Origin of the sequence: Azorhizobium caulinodans ORS 571, assembly GCF_000010525.1 — a bacterium.
In the GTDB taxonomy this organism is placed as follows: Bacteria; Pseudomonadota; Alphaproteobacteria; order Rhizobiales; family Xanthobacteraceae; genus Azorhizobium; species Azorhizobium caulinodans.
Genome location: NC_009937.1, coordinates 1287095 through 1302956, shown reverse-complemented (window position 1 = coordinate 1302956; position 15862 = coordinate 1287095). Strand labels below are relative to the sequence as shown.

Below are 15862 nucleotides of genomic sequence, written 5' to 3'. Positions count from 1 at the left end.
CATGCGGCTGGCCGCCACCCGGAGAGCGATCAGCGAGATATTCGACGGTTCCTATCAACTCGCCATCAATCTGTTCGTGATCTTCCTCCTGATCGCGGCACTGGTGGGCGGCACGGCCGCTGTTCTCGTCGAGCTGAACCTGCGCTCCGAGATCGAAGAAGCCGAGCTGAATGCGCAGAAGACGGCCTATATTCTCCTGCACAATTTCGAGCAGACCGTAGAGCCCATCGACGCACTGCTTCTCAACATCGCCAATGCCATCGACGGCAGCAACACGCCCACCGAAGTCTATGACTTCCTGCGCGGGCTGAGCATTCCCCCGTCCATTGTCCAACTGGCGGTGGCCGATACCACCGGCATGATGATCGCCAGCAATCTGTCCCCGCCGGTGGGTGAGCGGGTGGACCTGTCCGATCGCGAGCACATCCGGGTCCATATGGGCCCCAATCCGCATTCCGGGCTGTTCATCAGCAAGCCTGTGCTCGGCCGCGTTTCCAAGCGCTGGACCATCCAATTTTCCCGCGCCTGGTATGACCATGCGGGCCAGTTCCGCGGCGTGGTGATCGCCTCCTACAACATCTTCGACTTCATCAGCTTCTACAGCCGGCTGCGCATCGACCCGAACTCGCTCATCTCGCTGATCGGCACCGATGGCGTCGTGCGGGCACGCGCGGCCGCGACGGTCAGCTTCGGCGAGGACGTCCGCAACAGTCCCGCCTTCACCCGCATCCTGCGCGCGCAGGAAGTGCCCTATGACCAGGTCAGCGGCGTCGATGGCATCGACCGCGTGGGTTATTACGTCCGTTCCGACCGCTATCCCATCGTCATGCTGGTGGCCTACGACAAGGCCTATATCCGCGGCCTGAGCTATGATTTCCGCATCACCGTATGGATCACCGCGGCCTGCCTCGGTGCGGTACTTTTCGTGCTCGGCGTGGTGGCCATGGCCTACCATCGGCTACAGCAGCGGGTGCGCGCCAGCGCCCTGCGCGAAGGCGCCCGGCAGCGCGAGGTGCACTTCCTGGAGGCGATGGCCGGCGTGCCCGGCGTCTGCGTCGTCCATGTCACGGACCAGGGCAGCCGGCAGGTGGGCGACACGTCGGGCAGCGTCCTGCCGGCGCTGATCCACGACTATGTGGCGAGCCCCCGCTTCCGCTCCATCGCCCGCTCCCTCACCGGCCCGCAGGTCAGCGTCGAATATTTCGCCAAGGAGGGCGAGGAATTCGAGGTGCAGATGATGATCGCGCCGCTGGAAGAGATCGACCAGATGGGAGACGGCGACGGCAGCAAGCGCGACCTCGTGGTATTCGCCGTGGACCAGACCTCCAAGCGCATCGAGGAGAACAACCTCTACCAGATGTCCAAGCTCGCATCGCTCGGCGAGGTGGCGACCGGGCTCGCGCACGAGATCAACCAGCCGCTCGGGGTCATCCGGCTGGCGGCCACCAATGCGCTCACCGGCCTCCAGAAGGGCATGCCGGTCGAGCATATGGAGGCCAAGCTCAAGCGCATCATCCAGCAGACGGTGCGCATGAGCCGCATCATCGACCACATGCGCATCTTCGGCCGCAAGAGCGGCATGCGGCTCGAGCCGAGCGACCCGATGGAGGCCGTGGACGGCGCCCTTCAGGTGGTGGGCGCCCAGTTGCGGCTGGAGAACGTGTCGGTTGCCGTCTCCGGCGGCAGCGACGGCTTGCGGGTGCTCTGCCGGCAGGACCAGCTCGAACAGGTGGTCATCAACCTCCTCCAGAACGCCCGGGACGCCATCCGCGACCGCCGCCGTTCGGTCGGTGTGGAATATCTCGGCGCCATCACCATCGAGGTTTCGCAGGCCCAGGATGAAAACCGGGCGCCGCAGGTGCTCATCCGGGTGAAGGACAATGCCGGCGGTATTCCCGAGAATGTCATCGACAAGGTGTTCCAGCCCTTCTTCACCACCAAGCCTCCGGGACAGGGCACCGGCCTCGGCCTTTCGGTGAGCTTCGGCATCATCCGCGACCATGGCGGCACCCTGAGCGTCGAGAACGCCTTCGAGGGCGCGGTCTTCACCATCCGCCTCCCGTCTATGCAGGACAGTCAGTCTCTCCCGGCGCCGCAGGACATGAGCCTGCGGGCCTGACCCTCGGCGGATCGACGCAGCGACCCCACGGGGGCCTGACGGCACGTCCCATCCGGATCAAGATGGCGCCTGAAGCGCCCATGCGGCGCGAAGCGGAGAGCGAGGCGCCATGACCGACGATCATGTGGTGGCGGACCAGAGCGCCGTCTTCGCCTTTCTGGCCGATCCCGCCAGCCATGGGGGCACCGCACCCGTGACCCGCATCGACACTCACGGGGCGGCTGTCTTTCTGGTCGGCCCCGATGCCTACAAGGTGAAGCGGGCGGTCGCCTTCCCGTTCATGGACTTCTCCACCCTCGACAAGAGGCGGGAGGCCTGCACCGGCGAGATCGCCATCAACCGCCCCAATGCGCCCGATCTCTACCTTTCCGCCCTGCCGGTCACCGAGCAGGACGGCCGACTGACGCTCGGCGGCGCCGGCACGCCCGTTGAGTGGGTGGTGCACATGCGCCGCTTCGACGAGGGCCAGACGCTCGACCGCGTGGCCACACGGGAGGGGCTTCCACGGGAGGTGCTCTCCGCCCTTGCCCGCGCCATCGCCGACGCCCACCGGCGTGCGCCCCTCTGCCCGCCAAGCTTCGACGCCGTGGCGGCGCTGGCCGATGTGGCCTCGGACAATGCCGCAAGCTTCCGCGCCGCGCCGGAGCTGTTCGCCCCCCCGCAGGTACAGGCGCTCGACACCGCGACGGCGGCAGCGCTGGCCGCCTGCACCGAATTGATGCGGGCGCGGGCAGACGGCGGCGATGTCCGGCGCTGCCATGGCGATCTGCACCTGCGCAACATCGCCCTCATCGACGGCCAACCGGTGCTGTTCGACGCCATCGAGTTCAATCCGGAGCTCGCCACCTGCGACGTGCTCTACGATCTCGCCTTCCTCATCATGGACCTGTGGCAGCGCGGACTGCGCCTCGAAGCCAATGGCGTACTCAACCGCTATCTGTGGGCACAGGACGAGGCGCGGCACTATGAGGCGCTCAAAGCCCTGCCGCTGTTCTTGAGCCTGCGGGCCGCCATCCGCGCGAAGGTGGGCATGGCGGCGCTGGCGCGGCTCACCGGCGAAGCACGCGCGAAGGCGGAGCAGGAGGTGCGCGCCTATTTCACGGCCGCGCTCGACTTCCTTGCCCCATCACCGCCGGTGCTGCTGGCGGTGGGCGGCCTGTCGGGCACGGGGAAAAGCCGGCTGGCGGCGCGGGCGGCACCGAGGCTGGGGCGCGCGCCGGGCGCTGTCGTCCTGCGGAGCGATGTGGAGCGCAAGAGCCTCAATGGGGTGGCGGAGACGGAGCGGCTGCCGGCAACAGGCTATTCCCCCGAGCAGACGGCGCAGGTATATGAGCGGGTGCGGCAACGGATCGATCTCGCGCTGAAGGCGGGACAGGCGGCGGTGGCGGATGCCGTCCATGCACGCCCGGATGAGCGCGCTGCCATCCGTGCGGTAGCGGACAGGAACGCCGTGCGCTTTGTGGGGCTGTGGCTGACGGCGCCGCTCGACCTGCTGCAGGCCCGTGTCGCCCGCCGCAAGAACGACGCCTCTGACGCGACGCCTGAGGTGGTCATGAAGCAGGCCGATTACGACCTCGGCCCCATGGACTGGACGGTCGTGGATGTCTCGGAAGGGGCCGATGCCGCCCTCCACGACATCGACCGGCAGCTGAGTTCGGAGAGCGATGCGGACCGCCCGTGAGTACAGAAGACACGGCTCAGAGAGCGCTCCCGATCTCGGCTTGAGAGTCTGATCCAGTCAGGCTCTAGCAGGGCTTGTTCGGCTGGTCGGGAGAGCCGGGATTGGCGCCGGTAACGGTCTCGGGCTGGGACTGCGGTGAGCCGGGCGTCGGCGCATGGTTGGAGGTGCCGATATGGGTTCCGCCCATGCCGTTGGTCCAGCCGGTGCTGCCCACATTGCCCGCCGCCGTGCCGGACGAGGCACCCTGCGAGGGCGGGGTGGCAGCGTGGCCGGAGGTGTCCGCCTCACAGCCGGCCCCACCCGTCTTCGTGGTCTCCGCCGCAAAAGCCTGCCCGGAGAGGCCCGGCACGGGGCCACTGAGCCAGAGGCCGATCAGCAGCGCGCCCGCCAGCAGGGCCGGTCTGGAAGTCTGAAAAGTCGCTCGGGTCATGGGATGACGTCCTCCATTGCTGAAGTAACGTCACTGCAGCGCTGGCCGTTCCCGCCTACGCCGGTACGCCCCCCGGTACACTCTGCCGCGTCAGGCGACCGTGAGCCCCACCGCCCCCTCAGTCACGGCGCCGATGCGGCGGGCGTTCGGATATCCGGCCGCCTGGATCTCCTCCACCAGCCGGTCCGCCTCTTCCGGCGCGCAGGAGACGAGGAGACCGCCAGAGGTCTGCGGATCGGTGAGGAGATGGCGGCGCCATTCGGGAAAATCGGCCGGCAGGCGCGCCTCTGCGCCGTAGCTCGCCCAGTTGCGGATCGAGGCACCGGTCACGAAACCCTGCCGCACGAGGGCTTCCGCATGGGCCATGAGCGGCACGCGGTCGGCCTCGATGGTGACGGCGAGCTTCGAGCCGCGCGCCACCTCCAGCGCATGGCCAATGACGCCGAAGCCGGTGACGTCGGTCATGGCATGAACGGCGCTGTCCTTGGCGAGCGCGCTGCCCACCTTGTTGAGCAGGGTGGTGGAGGCGATCATCTCGTCATACGCGTCGGAGGACAGCGCCTCCTTCTTGAAGGCCGCCGAATAGACGCCGACGCCCACAGCCTTGGTGAGGATCAGCGCGTCGCCGGGCCTGGCATCCGCATTGCGCCGGACCAGCGCCTTGCGCACCGTGCCGATGACCGCGAGCCCATAGATGGGCTCCACGCTGTCGATGGAGTGCCCGCCCGCCACCGGAATGCCGGCTGCGGCGCAGGCAGCGCTGCCCCCTTCGAGGATCTTACGCACGATGCCCGTGTCCACCTTGCCGAGCGGCATGCCGAGGATGGCGAGCGCCATGATGGGCGTGCCGCCCATGGCGTAGACATCGGAGATGGCGTTGGTGGCGGCGATGCGGCCGAAATGGTCCGGATCATCCACCACCGGCATGAAGAAGTCCGTGGTGGCGACGATGCAGGTCTCGCCATCGAGATCCCAGACCGCCGCGTCGTCGCCCGTCTCCATCCCCACCAGAAGCTGCGCATAGGGCTGCGCCGCCGGCGCGCCGGCCAGCAGTTCCTGCAGCACGGAAGGCGCGAGCTTGCACCCGCAGCCGCCGCCGTGGGCGAGGCTGGTGAGGCGGAAGGGCTGTTCGGTCACAGGCTGGGACATGGGACATTCCGTTGAACGGGAAAGCGGATGAGCTGCCACTTGATATGGGCGCGGCAGGCGAGAAACGAAGGGCGCGTTCTGTCCCCTCCCCACCCCTCCCCTCCCCCGCAAGCGGGAGAGGGAGCCTGTCGCGCAGGCCGGTTTGGGGGAGAGGGATTTTGACCCATTGGCGATCAGGATCAGCACCACTCTCAGTCGGGCTCCGTCCCCTCTCCCGCTCGCGGGGGAGGGCTAGGGAGGGGGCATTCGGCTCGCGAAACGCCCCAGTCCCCCTCAGGCCGAGATTTCAGCCGATCGCAGGGTGTACTTGAACGTATCCGGATCGAGGCAATCCAGACGGCCCGCGACCGTCTCCGCCTGCGGATACATGAGGAAGGCCACCTTGCCGCCGGTGGCGCCGGGCAGCACCACGTCGTGGGCGGTGTTGTAGGCCATCCAGTTGCCTTCCCAGCTGCCGAACAGCGCGGCGCGGGCGGCGACCACCTTGGCGTCGTTGATCTCCAGCTTGCCCGGCGGCTCTTCGAGAACCACCTTGCGCACGTCCGCCGGGTCGGCCGGCACCCAGCCATAACCGGAAAGGAACACTTCGGCGCGGCAGTGCTGGGCCTTGGTGATGATGTCGGAATTGGCGCCGAGGCTCTTGTAGCCGAACTTCGACGGGGCAACGCGCACGCCATAGATGTCGCGGGCGGGAATGTCGGAGGCGCGCAGCAGGCCGACGAACAGCGCGTTGAGATCGGCGCACTTGCCGCCCAGCGTGCCGCTCTCCAGCATGGAGGCGACATCCCCCGTGCCGCAGCCGCGGGTGGCGGCGTTGCGGAAGGTGTTCTCCACCACCCATTCATAGATGGCGCGCGCCTTGGCGAGATCGCCGTCCTTGCCGGCGGTGATCTTGTCGGCCGTCGTCTTCACGATGCCCGTGGTTGGGATAAGGTCGGTGGCGGCGATGTATTTCGCGCGCTCCTCGGCAGAGAGCGGCGCGGCGGAGCCGGGCTTCGACAGGTCCACGGAGCGGTCGCGGGTGGAAAAGCGGCTGGTCACTTCCACCACCGGCGGCTGCTCGCCGGCATTCCAGCGCACATGGAGCATTTCGGCGCCCTGCGCATCCTTCACCGCCTCGACGGTGGCGCCATTGGTGGTCCAGGTGTTGCCGAGCGGCTTGAACCAGTCCTGCGCAGCGAAGACCGGCAGCGGCACCCAGGCCTGCGAGGCCCCGCCCGCCGCCTGCACTTCGAGGCGGGTCACCACCTGGAAGGTGCGCCAGTCGCCGGCCTTCGGCGCGAAGGCCGGCGCGGCGGCGCCCTGCGCGCGGGCAAGGCTCGGCAGGGCCACGGCAGCGGCGGCGCCGGATGCGAGGAACGTGCGGCGGGAGATCATTGGGTCAGTCCTCCGGAAGACGGGGAAGGCTCCGGCGCGGCGGCGCCGGGGACAGGGTTTGAGGATGAAGAGAGAAGCTCGGCGATGACGGCGCGCGCGGCGGGGGCGTCCCATGCCACATCGCCAGCCGCCCGCCAACGGGGGCGGAGCGCACGATCGAGAATGACGGTGGACGGCAAAGCCGAGATGCCCCACTGCCGCGTCACCGCCCGGTCGCGGTCGAGGGCAACCGTGAACGGCACCGGCAGCCCTTCGAAGAAGCGGCGCACGCGCAGATCCACCTCGCCCACATCCACGGCAAGGATAGTCACGTCCTGTGGATGGTCCGTGGCGAGCCGCGACAGGGCCGGCAGTTCCTCCCGGCAGGGCTCGCACCAGGTGGCGAAAAAATGCACCAGCACCACGCGTCCGGCCTGCGCGGACAGCGCCACGTCGCGACCGCCGAGCTCCGGCAAGGTGAAGGACGGCAGCGTCTCCGCTGCGGTGCGCTCAAGGATGGCCTGCCCGGGGGGCTCGGACGCCGCGCGCAGCGGCACCGGCAGCGCCGGAAGCAGCACGCCCGCAACACCTGCGCACAGCACCGTGCGACGCGTGAGGTCCCGCATCGGCGGGCCCGCGGATGCCGTTCGGACGATGTCTGAAGTGTGCCTGTTGCCCCGAGCCTCGGGAGCCGCCATACGGTTCACGCGCGCAAGCTACGCCGGGCAATTGAGAGGCGTCAACAACACGACAGCGTGATCAAAGATTGATGCACCGCAAAATGCTCATTTCGCCTTAGCATTATTTCTTCTGATCTTCTTTGCTTCCGATGCGGAATGAAACGTCATTGACTTCGCAGCGTCCAAGAAAGCGCAGCGGATGCCCATACCAAAGTATGCTCATCTGTAGTTTGACATCGTTCCAGTTACAAAATAGCTTGCCAGCAAGCCGGAATGCAGGTTGGCGACCGGTTCTCCAACCCATTCCCGGTCCCCCGTGTGGGGCAATCGTGTCGGAGGCACACTTCGATGAATATGGAGCTCTCGCGGCGCCAGTTCCTAGGAACGGCCGGCGCGGGTCTCGCGGGTACGACGCTCGGAGCGCTTGGCTTCGGGCCGGCTGAAGAGGCGCAGGCAGCTGCGATTCGCCCCTTCAAGCTTTTCAACACCACCGAGACCAGAAACACCTGCACCTACTGTTCCGTGGCGTGCGGTATCCTCATCTTCTCCAAGGGCGACCTGAAGAAGGGCGAGAAGGCGGACATCACCCACATCGAGGGTGACGTCGACCATCCGACCAACCGCGGCACGCTCTGCCCGAAGGGCGCCGCCCTTCTGGACATCGTGAAGTCCGAGACCCGTCTCAAGCAGCCGATGATCCGGCGCGCGGGCTCGAACAAGTTCGAAGCCATCTCCTGGGATGCGGCGCTCGACAAGATCGCCCGCGCCATGAAGGACGATCGCGACGCGAACTTCATCGCGAAGAATGCCGACGGCGTGACGGTCAACCGCTGGACCACGACCGGCTTCCTCGCAGCTTCTGCAACGACGAACGAGACCGCCTGGGCGACCTACAAGGTCGTTCGCAGTCTCGGCATGGTGGTTTTCGACAATCAGGCGCGCGTCTGACACGGCCCCACGGTGTCCAGTTTGGGCCCAACTTTTGGCCGTGGCGCGATGACCAATTCGTGGACCGATATTCGGAACACGGATCTTGTCGTGATCATGGGCGGCAATGCCGCCGAAGCACATCCTTGCGGTTTCAAGTGGGTCGTGGAGGCGAAGGCCAACCGCGGCGCGAAGCTTGTCGTCGTTGATCCGCGCTTCACGCGGTCCGCGGCGGTCGCCGACTATTACGCCCCCATCCGTCAGGGCTCCGACATCGCCTTCCTGCTCGGCGTGATCAATTACTGCATCCAGAACAACAAGGTGCAGTGGGATTACGTCAAAGCCTTCACCAACGCGACGTACCTCGTGAAGGACGGCTTCGAGTATCGGGACGGCCTGTTCACGGGCTATGACGAGGAGAAGCGCGACTACAACCGCTCCACCTGGGATTACCAGATCGGCCCCGATGGCTATGCCATGGTGGACGAGACGCTGGAGAATCCGCGCTGCGTCTGGAACCTGCTCAAGGCCCACGTCGCCCAGTACACGCCCGAAATGGTCGAGCGCATCAGCGGCACGCCGAAGGACAAGTTCCTGAAGGTCGCCGCCATGATCGCGGAGTGCTCATCGCCCACCAAGACGATGACCTCCATGTACGCGCTCGGCTGGACCCAGCACTCCAAGGGCTCGCAGAACATCCGCTGCATGGCGATGCTCCAGCTCATCCTGGGCAACATCGGCGTGCGCGGCGGCGGCATGAACGCCCTGCGTGGTCACTCCAACATCCAGGGCCTCACCGACATCGGCCTGATGTCGAACATGATCCCCGGCTACCTGAACCTGCCCACGGAACGGGAACCGGACTTCGCCACCTACATGTCGACCCGCGGCTTCAAGCCGTTGCGGCCGAACCAGATGAGCTACTGGCAGAACTACAAGAAGTTCATGGTGAGCTTCCTGAAGTCCATGTGGGGCCCGGCGGCGACCGCGGAGAACAACTTCGCGTTCGACTGGCTGCCCAAGCTGGATGTCCCGACCTACGACATCCTGCGCGCGTTCGAGCTCATGAAGCAGGGGAAGATGAACCTCTACTTCTGCCAGGGCTTCAACCCGCTGCAGGCGTTCCCCAACCGGAACAAGCTGTCGGCGGCGCTGTCCAGGCTGAAGATGCTGGTCATCATGGACCCGCTGGAAACGGAGACCGCCCGTTTCTGGGAAAACCACGGCGTCTATAACGACGTCGATCCCTCCAAGATCCAGACCGAGGTCATCCAGCTCCCCACCACCTGCTTTGCGGAGGATGAGGGCTCGCTGGTGAACTCCGGCCGCTGGCTCCAGTGGCACTGGCCGGCCGGCTCGCCTCCGGGCGAGGCGCGCACCGACGCCTGGATCATGTCGCAGATCCATCTGCGGCTGAAGGAGATGTACCGGAAGGAAGGCGGGGCCCTGCCGGACCCCATCGTCAACCTCTCCTGGACCTACAAGAACCCGGACGAGCCGACGCCCGAGGAGCTCACCAAGGAGCTCAACGGCTATGTGGTCTCCGACGTGCTGGATCCGAACGATCCCACCAAGAAGCTGCTGACCGCCGGCAAGCAGGTGCCGAACTTCGGCGTGCTGCGCGACGACGGTTCCACGGCTGCGGGCTGCTGGATCTACTCCGGCTCCTTCACCGAGGACGGCAACATGATGGCCCGTCGGGACAATTCCGATCCCGACAACACCGGAGCGTATCTGAAGTGGTCGTTCGCCTGGCCGGCGAACCGCCGCATCATCTACAACCGCGCCTCCGCCGACATCAACGGCAAGCCGTGGGATGACACCCGCAAGCTGCTGTGGTGGGACGGGGCCAAGTGGACCGGCTACGACGTGCCCGACATCGCCCCCACGGCGAAGCCGCAGGACGTCGGCCCCTTCATCATGAACCCGGAAGGCGTGTCCCGCCTGTTCGCCCGGGGCATGATGCGCGACGGTCCCTTCCCGGTGCATTACGAGCCGTTCGAGAGCCCGCTGGTCAATGTGATCGCCCCCAAGGTGCGGGGCAATCCGGTGGCGCGCGTGTTCAAGGACGACTTCGCCCAGTTCGCGGAGCCGGCGTCGAAGGAGTTCCCCTATGCGGCGACCTCCTATCGTCTCACGGAGCACTTCCACTACTGGACCAAGAACAACCATGTGAACTCGGTCCTGCAGCCGGAATTCTTCGTGGAGATCTCGGAAGAGCTCGCGAAGGAGAAGTCCATCAACAATGGCGGCTGGGTGCGCGTGTGGTCCAAGCGCGGCTCGGTGTTTGCCAAGGCCTATGTGACGAAGCGCATCCGTCCGCTCATCTGCGACGGCAAGCCGGTGCACGTGGTCGGCATCCCGATCCACTGGGGCTTCGTGGGCGCGGCCAAGAAGGGCTTCCCCGCGAACGTGCTCACCCCGTTCGTCGGTGACGCGAACATCGAGACGCCGGAGTTCAAGGCGTTTCTGGTCAATATCGAGCCCACGACCGGGCCGGTGGCGTGAGGGAGGGTCGAACCATGTTGCAACCAGCACCGAACCCTCCGGTCGCCCCCACCCCGGCGAAGTTCTCGGACCAGGATCTGCTGCGGAAGTCGGCGTCCACCATCACCCCGCCGGCCCAGCGCCAGACGGAGGTGGCCAAGCTCATCGACGTGTCGAAGTGCATCGGCTGCAAGGCCTGCCAGGCGGCATGTCTTGAGTGGAACAACCTCCACGAGGATATCGGCACCTTCAACGGGTCCTACACCAACCCGCCGGACCTGACCGCCAACAGCTTCACGCTGATGCGGTTCACCGAGTGGGTGAACCCGGAGACCGACAACCTTGAGTGGCTGATCCGCAAGGACGGCTGCATGCATTGCGAGGACCCGGGCTGCCTCAAGGCCTGCCCGGCCCCCGGCGCCATCGTGCAGTACACCAACGGCATCGTGGATTTCGTCCACGATAACTGCATCGGCTGCGGCTATTGCGTGAAGGGCTGTCCCTTCAACATTCCCCGCATCTCCAAGGTCGACAACAAGGCGTACAAGTGCACGCTGTGTTCCGACCGCGTGGCGGTGGGCCAGTGGCCCGCCTGCGCCAAGGCGTGCCCCACCCAGGCCATCGCCTTCGGCTCCAAGGAGGACATGAAGAAGCATGCCGCCGAGCGCGTCACGGATCTGAAGTCCCGCGGCTACAAGAACGCGGGCCTCTATGATCCGCCGGGCGTCTCCGGCACGCACGTCATGTACGTGCTCCAGCATGCTGACAAGCCGAGCATCTATGCCGGCCTTCCGGACAATCCGCGCATCTCCCCGATCGTGGAAGCCTGGAAGGGCGTCACCAAGTATGTCGGCATGGGCGTCATGGGCTTCGCCGCCATCGCAGGCGTCTTCCATTACCTCGTCGCGGGCGCCAACAAGGTGAGCCCGGAAGATGAGGAACAGGCCCAGAAGCTGGCAGAAGGCGTCAAGGGTACGAAAGGGGACAAGGCATGAGCGATAATCCCCGCCCCGCCCCCAGCGATGTCATGCCCGGCGACAGCGTGCAGCCGGGCCGTCCGGTGACTGTGAACCGATACACCGTCGGGGCGCGGATCAACCACTGGATCACCGCCATCAGCCTGATCCTGCTGGCGTTGTCCGGCCTGTCGCTGTTCACGCCGAGCCTGTTCTTCCTGACCAACCTGTTCGGTGGCGGACAGCTCACCCGCGCCATCCATCCCTGGATCGGCGTGGTGCTGTTCTTCTCCTTCTCCATCCTGTTCATCCGCTTCTGGCGGGCGAACCTGCCCAAGCGGGAAGACGTGACATGGGTCGCGCGCAGCGGCGATGTCCTGATGGGTCACGAGGAACGTCTTCCTGAACTCGGCAAGTACAATGCCGGTCAAAAGGTGGTGTTCTGGGGCATGTCGGCGCTGATCATCGTTCTGATCGTCAGCGGCCTGATCGTGTGGGAGCGATATTTCTTCACCTACACGAGCATTCCCACGCAGCGTGTGGCGCTCATCGTCCACTCGCTGGCGGCGGTCGGCATCATCTGCATCTGGATCATCCACGTCTACGCGGCCATCTGGGTCAAGGGCACCATGAGCGCCATGACCAGCGGCAAGGTGACGGGCGGCTGGGCCTGGCGGCATCACCGCAAGTGGCTGCGGGAGCTCGTGGCCGGCAAGCGCGCCGGCGGCACCCCGGCCGAGTGAGCCCCGCCTTCTGACGTCATCCGCCCGCGCGGCCCCCAGCCGCGCGGGCTTTCGTTCCTGCCGCGATCCGTCGCCCTCGCGCAATGCGTGCAGAGGCCTATATGATGACGGATGGGCAGTGGCCGCGCCCGTGACGCGGCGCTTCTCGCCACAACCTGATGTTCCACGTGGCCCGTGGGGTTCGTGAGGTTCCATGTCCAGTTTTTCCGGCGCCATCCAGCCCGATCCCAGCGTCATCGGCGGCATCGCCCAGCCGCCGCTCGTGCAACTGCCCGATCCTGTCGGGCTGTTCGATGCGCGCGCGAAACGCTTTGCCCATCTCGCCGAGGGCAACCTGCTCAAGCCCTATCTCACCTTCCTCGCCGCCCTTTCGGGCGTGCAGCGGGACATCCAGGCGGGCCTGCCCGCCGTGGAGCCGGTGGAGCCGGACATCCTGGCGCGGGCACGCGAGCACGCCATGCCCCCGCTCGACCGCAACAAATTCACCTCCGATGCCGCCTTCGAGGCGACGTTCGACCGCCTGCTGGCCGAGGTGCGTGCCATCGAGATGCCGGACGCCGCCCGCGCAGCGCTCCATGCGGTGAAGGAGGGCGGTGTCGTCGGCCGCGAGTTGATGATCCGCAATGTGCTGGCCGACGCCATTCCGGTGGAGAAGCTCGCCGAGCACGTCTTCGTCGCTGCCGCTCTTCAGGTGCATTTCGCCCGCCGGGCCGCCGGCCTTGATGGCGCTTCGCTCGTGCCGGTGGGCGATGGCGCCTGCCCCTGCTGCGGCGGGCCGCCGGTGGCGAGCCTCATCGTGGACTGGCCGCACGCGCCGGGCGCCCGCTATTGCGGCTGCGCGCTCTGCGGCACGCTGTGGAACTATGTGCGGGTGCGCTGCACCGCCTGCGGCTCCACCAAGGGCATGGGCCTTGAGGAGATCGAGGGCGGCACCGGCGCCTGCAAGGCGGAGACCTGCGAGGAGTGCCACTCCTATGCGAAGGTCTTCTACCAGAACAAGGATCCGGCCGCCGAAGTGCTCGCGGACGACGTGGCGACGCTCGGGCTCGACATGCTGATGCGGGATCGGCCCTACAAGCGCGCCGCGTTCAATCCCTTCCTGATCGGCTATTGAGGCGGCCATGAGCAGCGGTTCGAGCGTGGCGGACGTCTCCGCCTTGCGGCGCCTGCCGTCCGTCGATCAGGTGCTGAAAGCCGGCCCCGCCCTTGCGGCAGTGGAGCGCTTCGGCCGCGCCGAGGCGACGGAAGCCGTGCGCACCGCCCTTGACGCCGCCCGCGCCGCCTTGCGCGCGGGCACTCCGGCACCAGTGGATGCGGAGGGCATCGCCGCTGCCGCCCTCGCGGCGCTGGCGGCGGATGCGCGCGCCTCCCTCTGTCCGGTGTTCAATCTCACCGGCACGGTACTGCACACCAATCTCGGCCGGGCGCTGCTGGCGGAAGAGGCGGTGGAGGCGGCGGTGGCTGCCATGCGCTCGGCCGTGGCCCTGGAATATGACCTCGACAGCGGCAAGCGCGGCGAGCGCGACGACCATGTGCGCGACCTGCTCTGCCGCCTCACGGGCGCGGAGGACGCCACCGTCGTCAACAACAACGCCGCCGCCGTGCTGCTGGTGCTGAACACGCTGGCGGCGGGGCGCGACAGCATCGTCTCGCGCGGCGAGTTGATCGAGATCGGCGGCGCCTTCCGCATGCCGGACATCATGGCCCGCGCCGGCACGCGCCTTGTGGAAGTGGGCACCACCAACCGCACCCACCCGAAGGACTATCGCGGCGCGCTCTCGCCCGAAACCGGGCTGATCGTGAAGGTGCACACCTCCAATTACCGCATCGAGGGCTTCACCGCCGAAGTGCCGCCGAAGGAGCTGGCCGCCATCGGCCATGAGGCGCATGTGCCGCTGTTCAACGACCTCGGCTCCGGCACGCTGGCGGACCTTGCCGCCTATGGCCTCGTCCACGAGCCCACCGTCCGCGAGGCGGTGGCGGAAGGCGCGGACATCGTGACCTTCTCCGGCGACAAGCTGCTGGGCGGGCCGCAGACCGGCTTCATCGTCGGCCGGCGCGATCTCATCGCCGCCATCAACAAGAACCCCATGAAGCGGGCGCTGCGGGTGGACAAGATCCGCCTCGCGGCGCTGGAAGCAACGCTAAAGCTCTATCTCGACCCCGACCGCCTCGCCCGCCGCCTGCCGACCCTGCGCCTGCTCACCCGCCAGCCCGCCGAAATGGCGGCCGTGGCGGCCCGCGTGCGCCCCGTGCTGGCGGCGAAGCTCGGGGAGGCCTTCACCATCGAGGAGCGGGCGTGCAAGAGCCAGATCGGCTCCGGCGCGCTGCCGCTCGAAACGCTGGCGAGCACGGCGCTCGCCCTCATTCCCGCCGACGGCAGCGGTCGCCGGCTGGCCGCGCTTGCCGACGCGCTGCGCGGCCTGCCCGTGCCCGTCGTCGGGCGCGTGGAAGACGGCGCGCTGCTGCTGGACCTGCGCTGCCTGGAGGATGAGGCGGGCTTTGCCGCCAGCCTCGCGCATCTGGAGCCTGCCTGATGGGCCTGTTCGATTTTCTCCGCCGCCCCGCCCCCTGCCCGCCCCCGAGCGAGAGCGTGGAGGCGCGCATGGGCCGCGCCCTCGATGCCGCCGCGAGCGGCGATTATGAGGGCGCGCTGGCGCTCTGGGAGCCGCTGGCGCGCGAAGGCATCGCCCGCGCCCAGAACAATATCGGCGCCTGCTTCGCCGAGGGGCTCGGCGTCGCCCGCGATCCCGAGATGGCGCAGAAGTGGCTGAGCCTGTCGGCCCAGTCGGGCGATCCGGTGGGCCAGCGCAATCTCGCTGCCCTCTATTTCAAGGGCGAGGGCGTGCCGCAGGATTACGTCCACGCCGCCGAGCTTTATGGCGCCGCCGCCGCGCAGGGCGATGCCCCGGCGCAGGACATGCTGAGCTGGATGCTGCTCGAGGGCGAAGTCATCCCGGCCGATGTGGCGGAAGCCCGCCGCTGGGCGGAAGCCGCCGCCGAACAGGGCGTCGCCTCCTCCATGACCCGCATGGGGATGCTCTATCACAACGCGCTGGGCGTCGAGCGCGATGCCGCCGAGGCGGCCCGCTGGTGGCAGAAGGGCGCCGAGGGAGACGATGCGGACGGGCAGGCCATGCTGGGCGCCGCCTATCACATCGGCTCCGGCGTGCCGCGCGATCCCGTCGCCGCTTATGCCTGGCTGCTGCGCGCACAGGCCGGCGGCAGCCAGCTTGCCGCCCCCTTCATGACCAGCGCGCGCGAGGCGCTTTCGCCCGATCAGCAGGCCGAAGCGGAACGCATCGCGGCGGCGCCACTGCCCGGCGCGGGCTGA

General features: G+C 67.3%; 12 protein-coding genes. 8 read left to right on the top strand and 4 right to left on the bottom strand.

Translation table 11 applies throughout. The features are described from left to right. The first annotated feature begins 1 nt into the window (after nucleotide 1). Together AZC_RS06000 and AZC_RS05995 are read left to right on the top strand one after the other, a co-directional pair. Complete coding sequence (locus AZC_RS06000; RefSeq protein WP_012169697.1) at nucleotides 2-2119, top strand: ATP-binding protein; 2118 nt, start codon at nucleotides 2-4, stop codon at nucleotides 2117-2119. Between the two features lie 109 nt (nucleotides 2120-2228). Continuing rightward, nucleotides 2229-3800 carry an AAA family ATPase gene (locus tag AZC_RS05995; protein WP_012169696.1) on the top strand — a complete coding sequence of 524 codons (1572 nt, stop codon included), beginning with the start codon at nucleotides 2229-2231 and terminating at the stop codon, nucleotides 3798-3800. 64 nt (nucleotides 3801-3864) lie between these two features. On the opposite strand, the gene AZC_RS24275 is transcribed toward AZC_RS05995, so the two are convergent. From AZC_RS24275 to AZC_RS05975, 4 genes are all read right to left on the bottom strand, one after another. Beyond that, nucleotides 3865-4230: a hypothetical protein gene (locus AZC_RS24275; protein ID WP_012169695.1), complete on the bottom strand. Its 366-nt coding sequence runs from the start codon at nucleotides 4228-4230 to the stop codon at nucleotides 3865-3867. Between the two features lie 90 nt (nucleotides 4231-4320). Continuing rightward, nucleotides 4321-5379 (bottom strand): selenide, water dikinase SelD, encoded by a 1059-nt coding sequence (gene selD / locus AZC_RS05985; RefSeq protein WP_043878972.1) that lies wholly within the window; start codon nucleotides 5377-5379, stop codon nucleotides 4321-4323. A gap of 273 nt (nucleotides 5380-5652) precedes the next feature. Next, nucleotides 5653-6756 (bottom strand): transglutaminase-like domain-containing protein, encoded by a 1104-nt coding sequence (locus tag AZC_RS05980; RefSeq protein ID WP_012169693.1) that lies wholly within the window; start codon nucleotides 6754-6756, stop codon nucleotides 5653-5655. Then, the gene (locus tag AZC_RS05975) at nucleotides 6753-7361 is read right to left on the bottom strand and encodes a TlpA family protein disulfide reductase (protein ID WP_052285869.1); all 609 of its coding nucleotides are present in this window, start codon (nucleotides 7359-7361) and stop codon (nucleotides 6753-6755) included. Before AZC_RS05975 ends, AZC_RS05980 begins: the two co-directional genes overlap by 4 nt. A gap of 402 nt (nucleotides 7362-7763) precedes the next feature. On the opposite strand from AZC_RS05975, the gene fdnG reads away from it, so the two are divergent. From fdnG to AZC_RS05940, 6 genes are all read left to right on the top strand, one after another. Further along, nucleotides 7764-10850: a formate dehydrogenase-N subunit alpha gene (gene fdnG, locus AZC_RS05965; protein ID WP_081433916.1), complete on the top strand. Its 3087-nt coding sequence runs from the start codon at nucleotides 7764-7766 to the stop codon at nucleotides 10848-10850. A gap of 14 nt (nucleotides 10851-10864) precedes the next feature. Further along, nucleotides 10865-11824: a formate dehydrogenase subunit beta gene (fdxH, locus tag AZC_RS05960; RefSeq protein WP_043878970.1), complete on the top strand. Its 960-nt coding sequence runs from the start codon at nucleotides 10865-10867 to the stop codon at nucleotides 11822-11824. Continuing rightward, the gene (locus AZC_RS05955; protein WP_012169688.1) at nucleotides 11821-12528 is read left to right on the top strand and encodes a formate dehydrogenase subunit gamma; all 708 of its coding nucleotides are present in this window, start codon (nucleotides 11821-11823) and stop codon (nucleotides 12526-12528) included. The genes fdxH and AZC_RS05955 overlap by 4 nt, the downstream gene beginning before the upstream one ends. A gap of 193 nt (nucleotides 12529-12721) precedes the next feature. After that, nucleotides 12722-13642, top strand: coding sequence for a formate dehydrogenase accessory protein FdhE (gene fdhE / locus AZC_RS05950; protein WP_012169687.1), 921 nt, complete (start codon nucleotides 12722-12724; stop codon nucleotides 13640-13642). Nucleotides 13643-13649: 7 nt separating this feature from the next. Continuing rightward, on the top strand, nucleotides 13650-15065 hold the full coding sequence (gene selA, locus AZC_RS05945; RefSeq protein ID WP_012169686.1) for an L-seryl-tRNA(Sec) selenium transferase: 1416 nt from the start codon (nucleotides 13650-13652) through the stop codon (nucleotides 15063-15065). Next, the gene (locus AZC_RS05940; protein WP_012169685.1) at nucleotides 15065-15862 is read left to right on the top strand and encodes a tetratricopeptide repeat protein; all 798 of its coding nucleotides are present in this window, start codon (nucleotides 15065-15067) and stop codon (nucleotides 15860-15862) included. The genes selA and AZC_RS05940 overlap by 1 nt, the downstream gene beginning before the upstream one ends.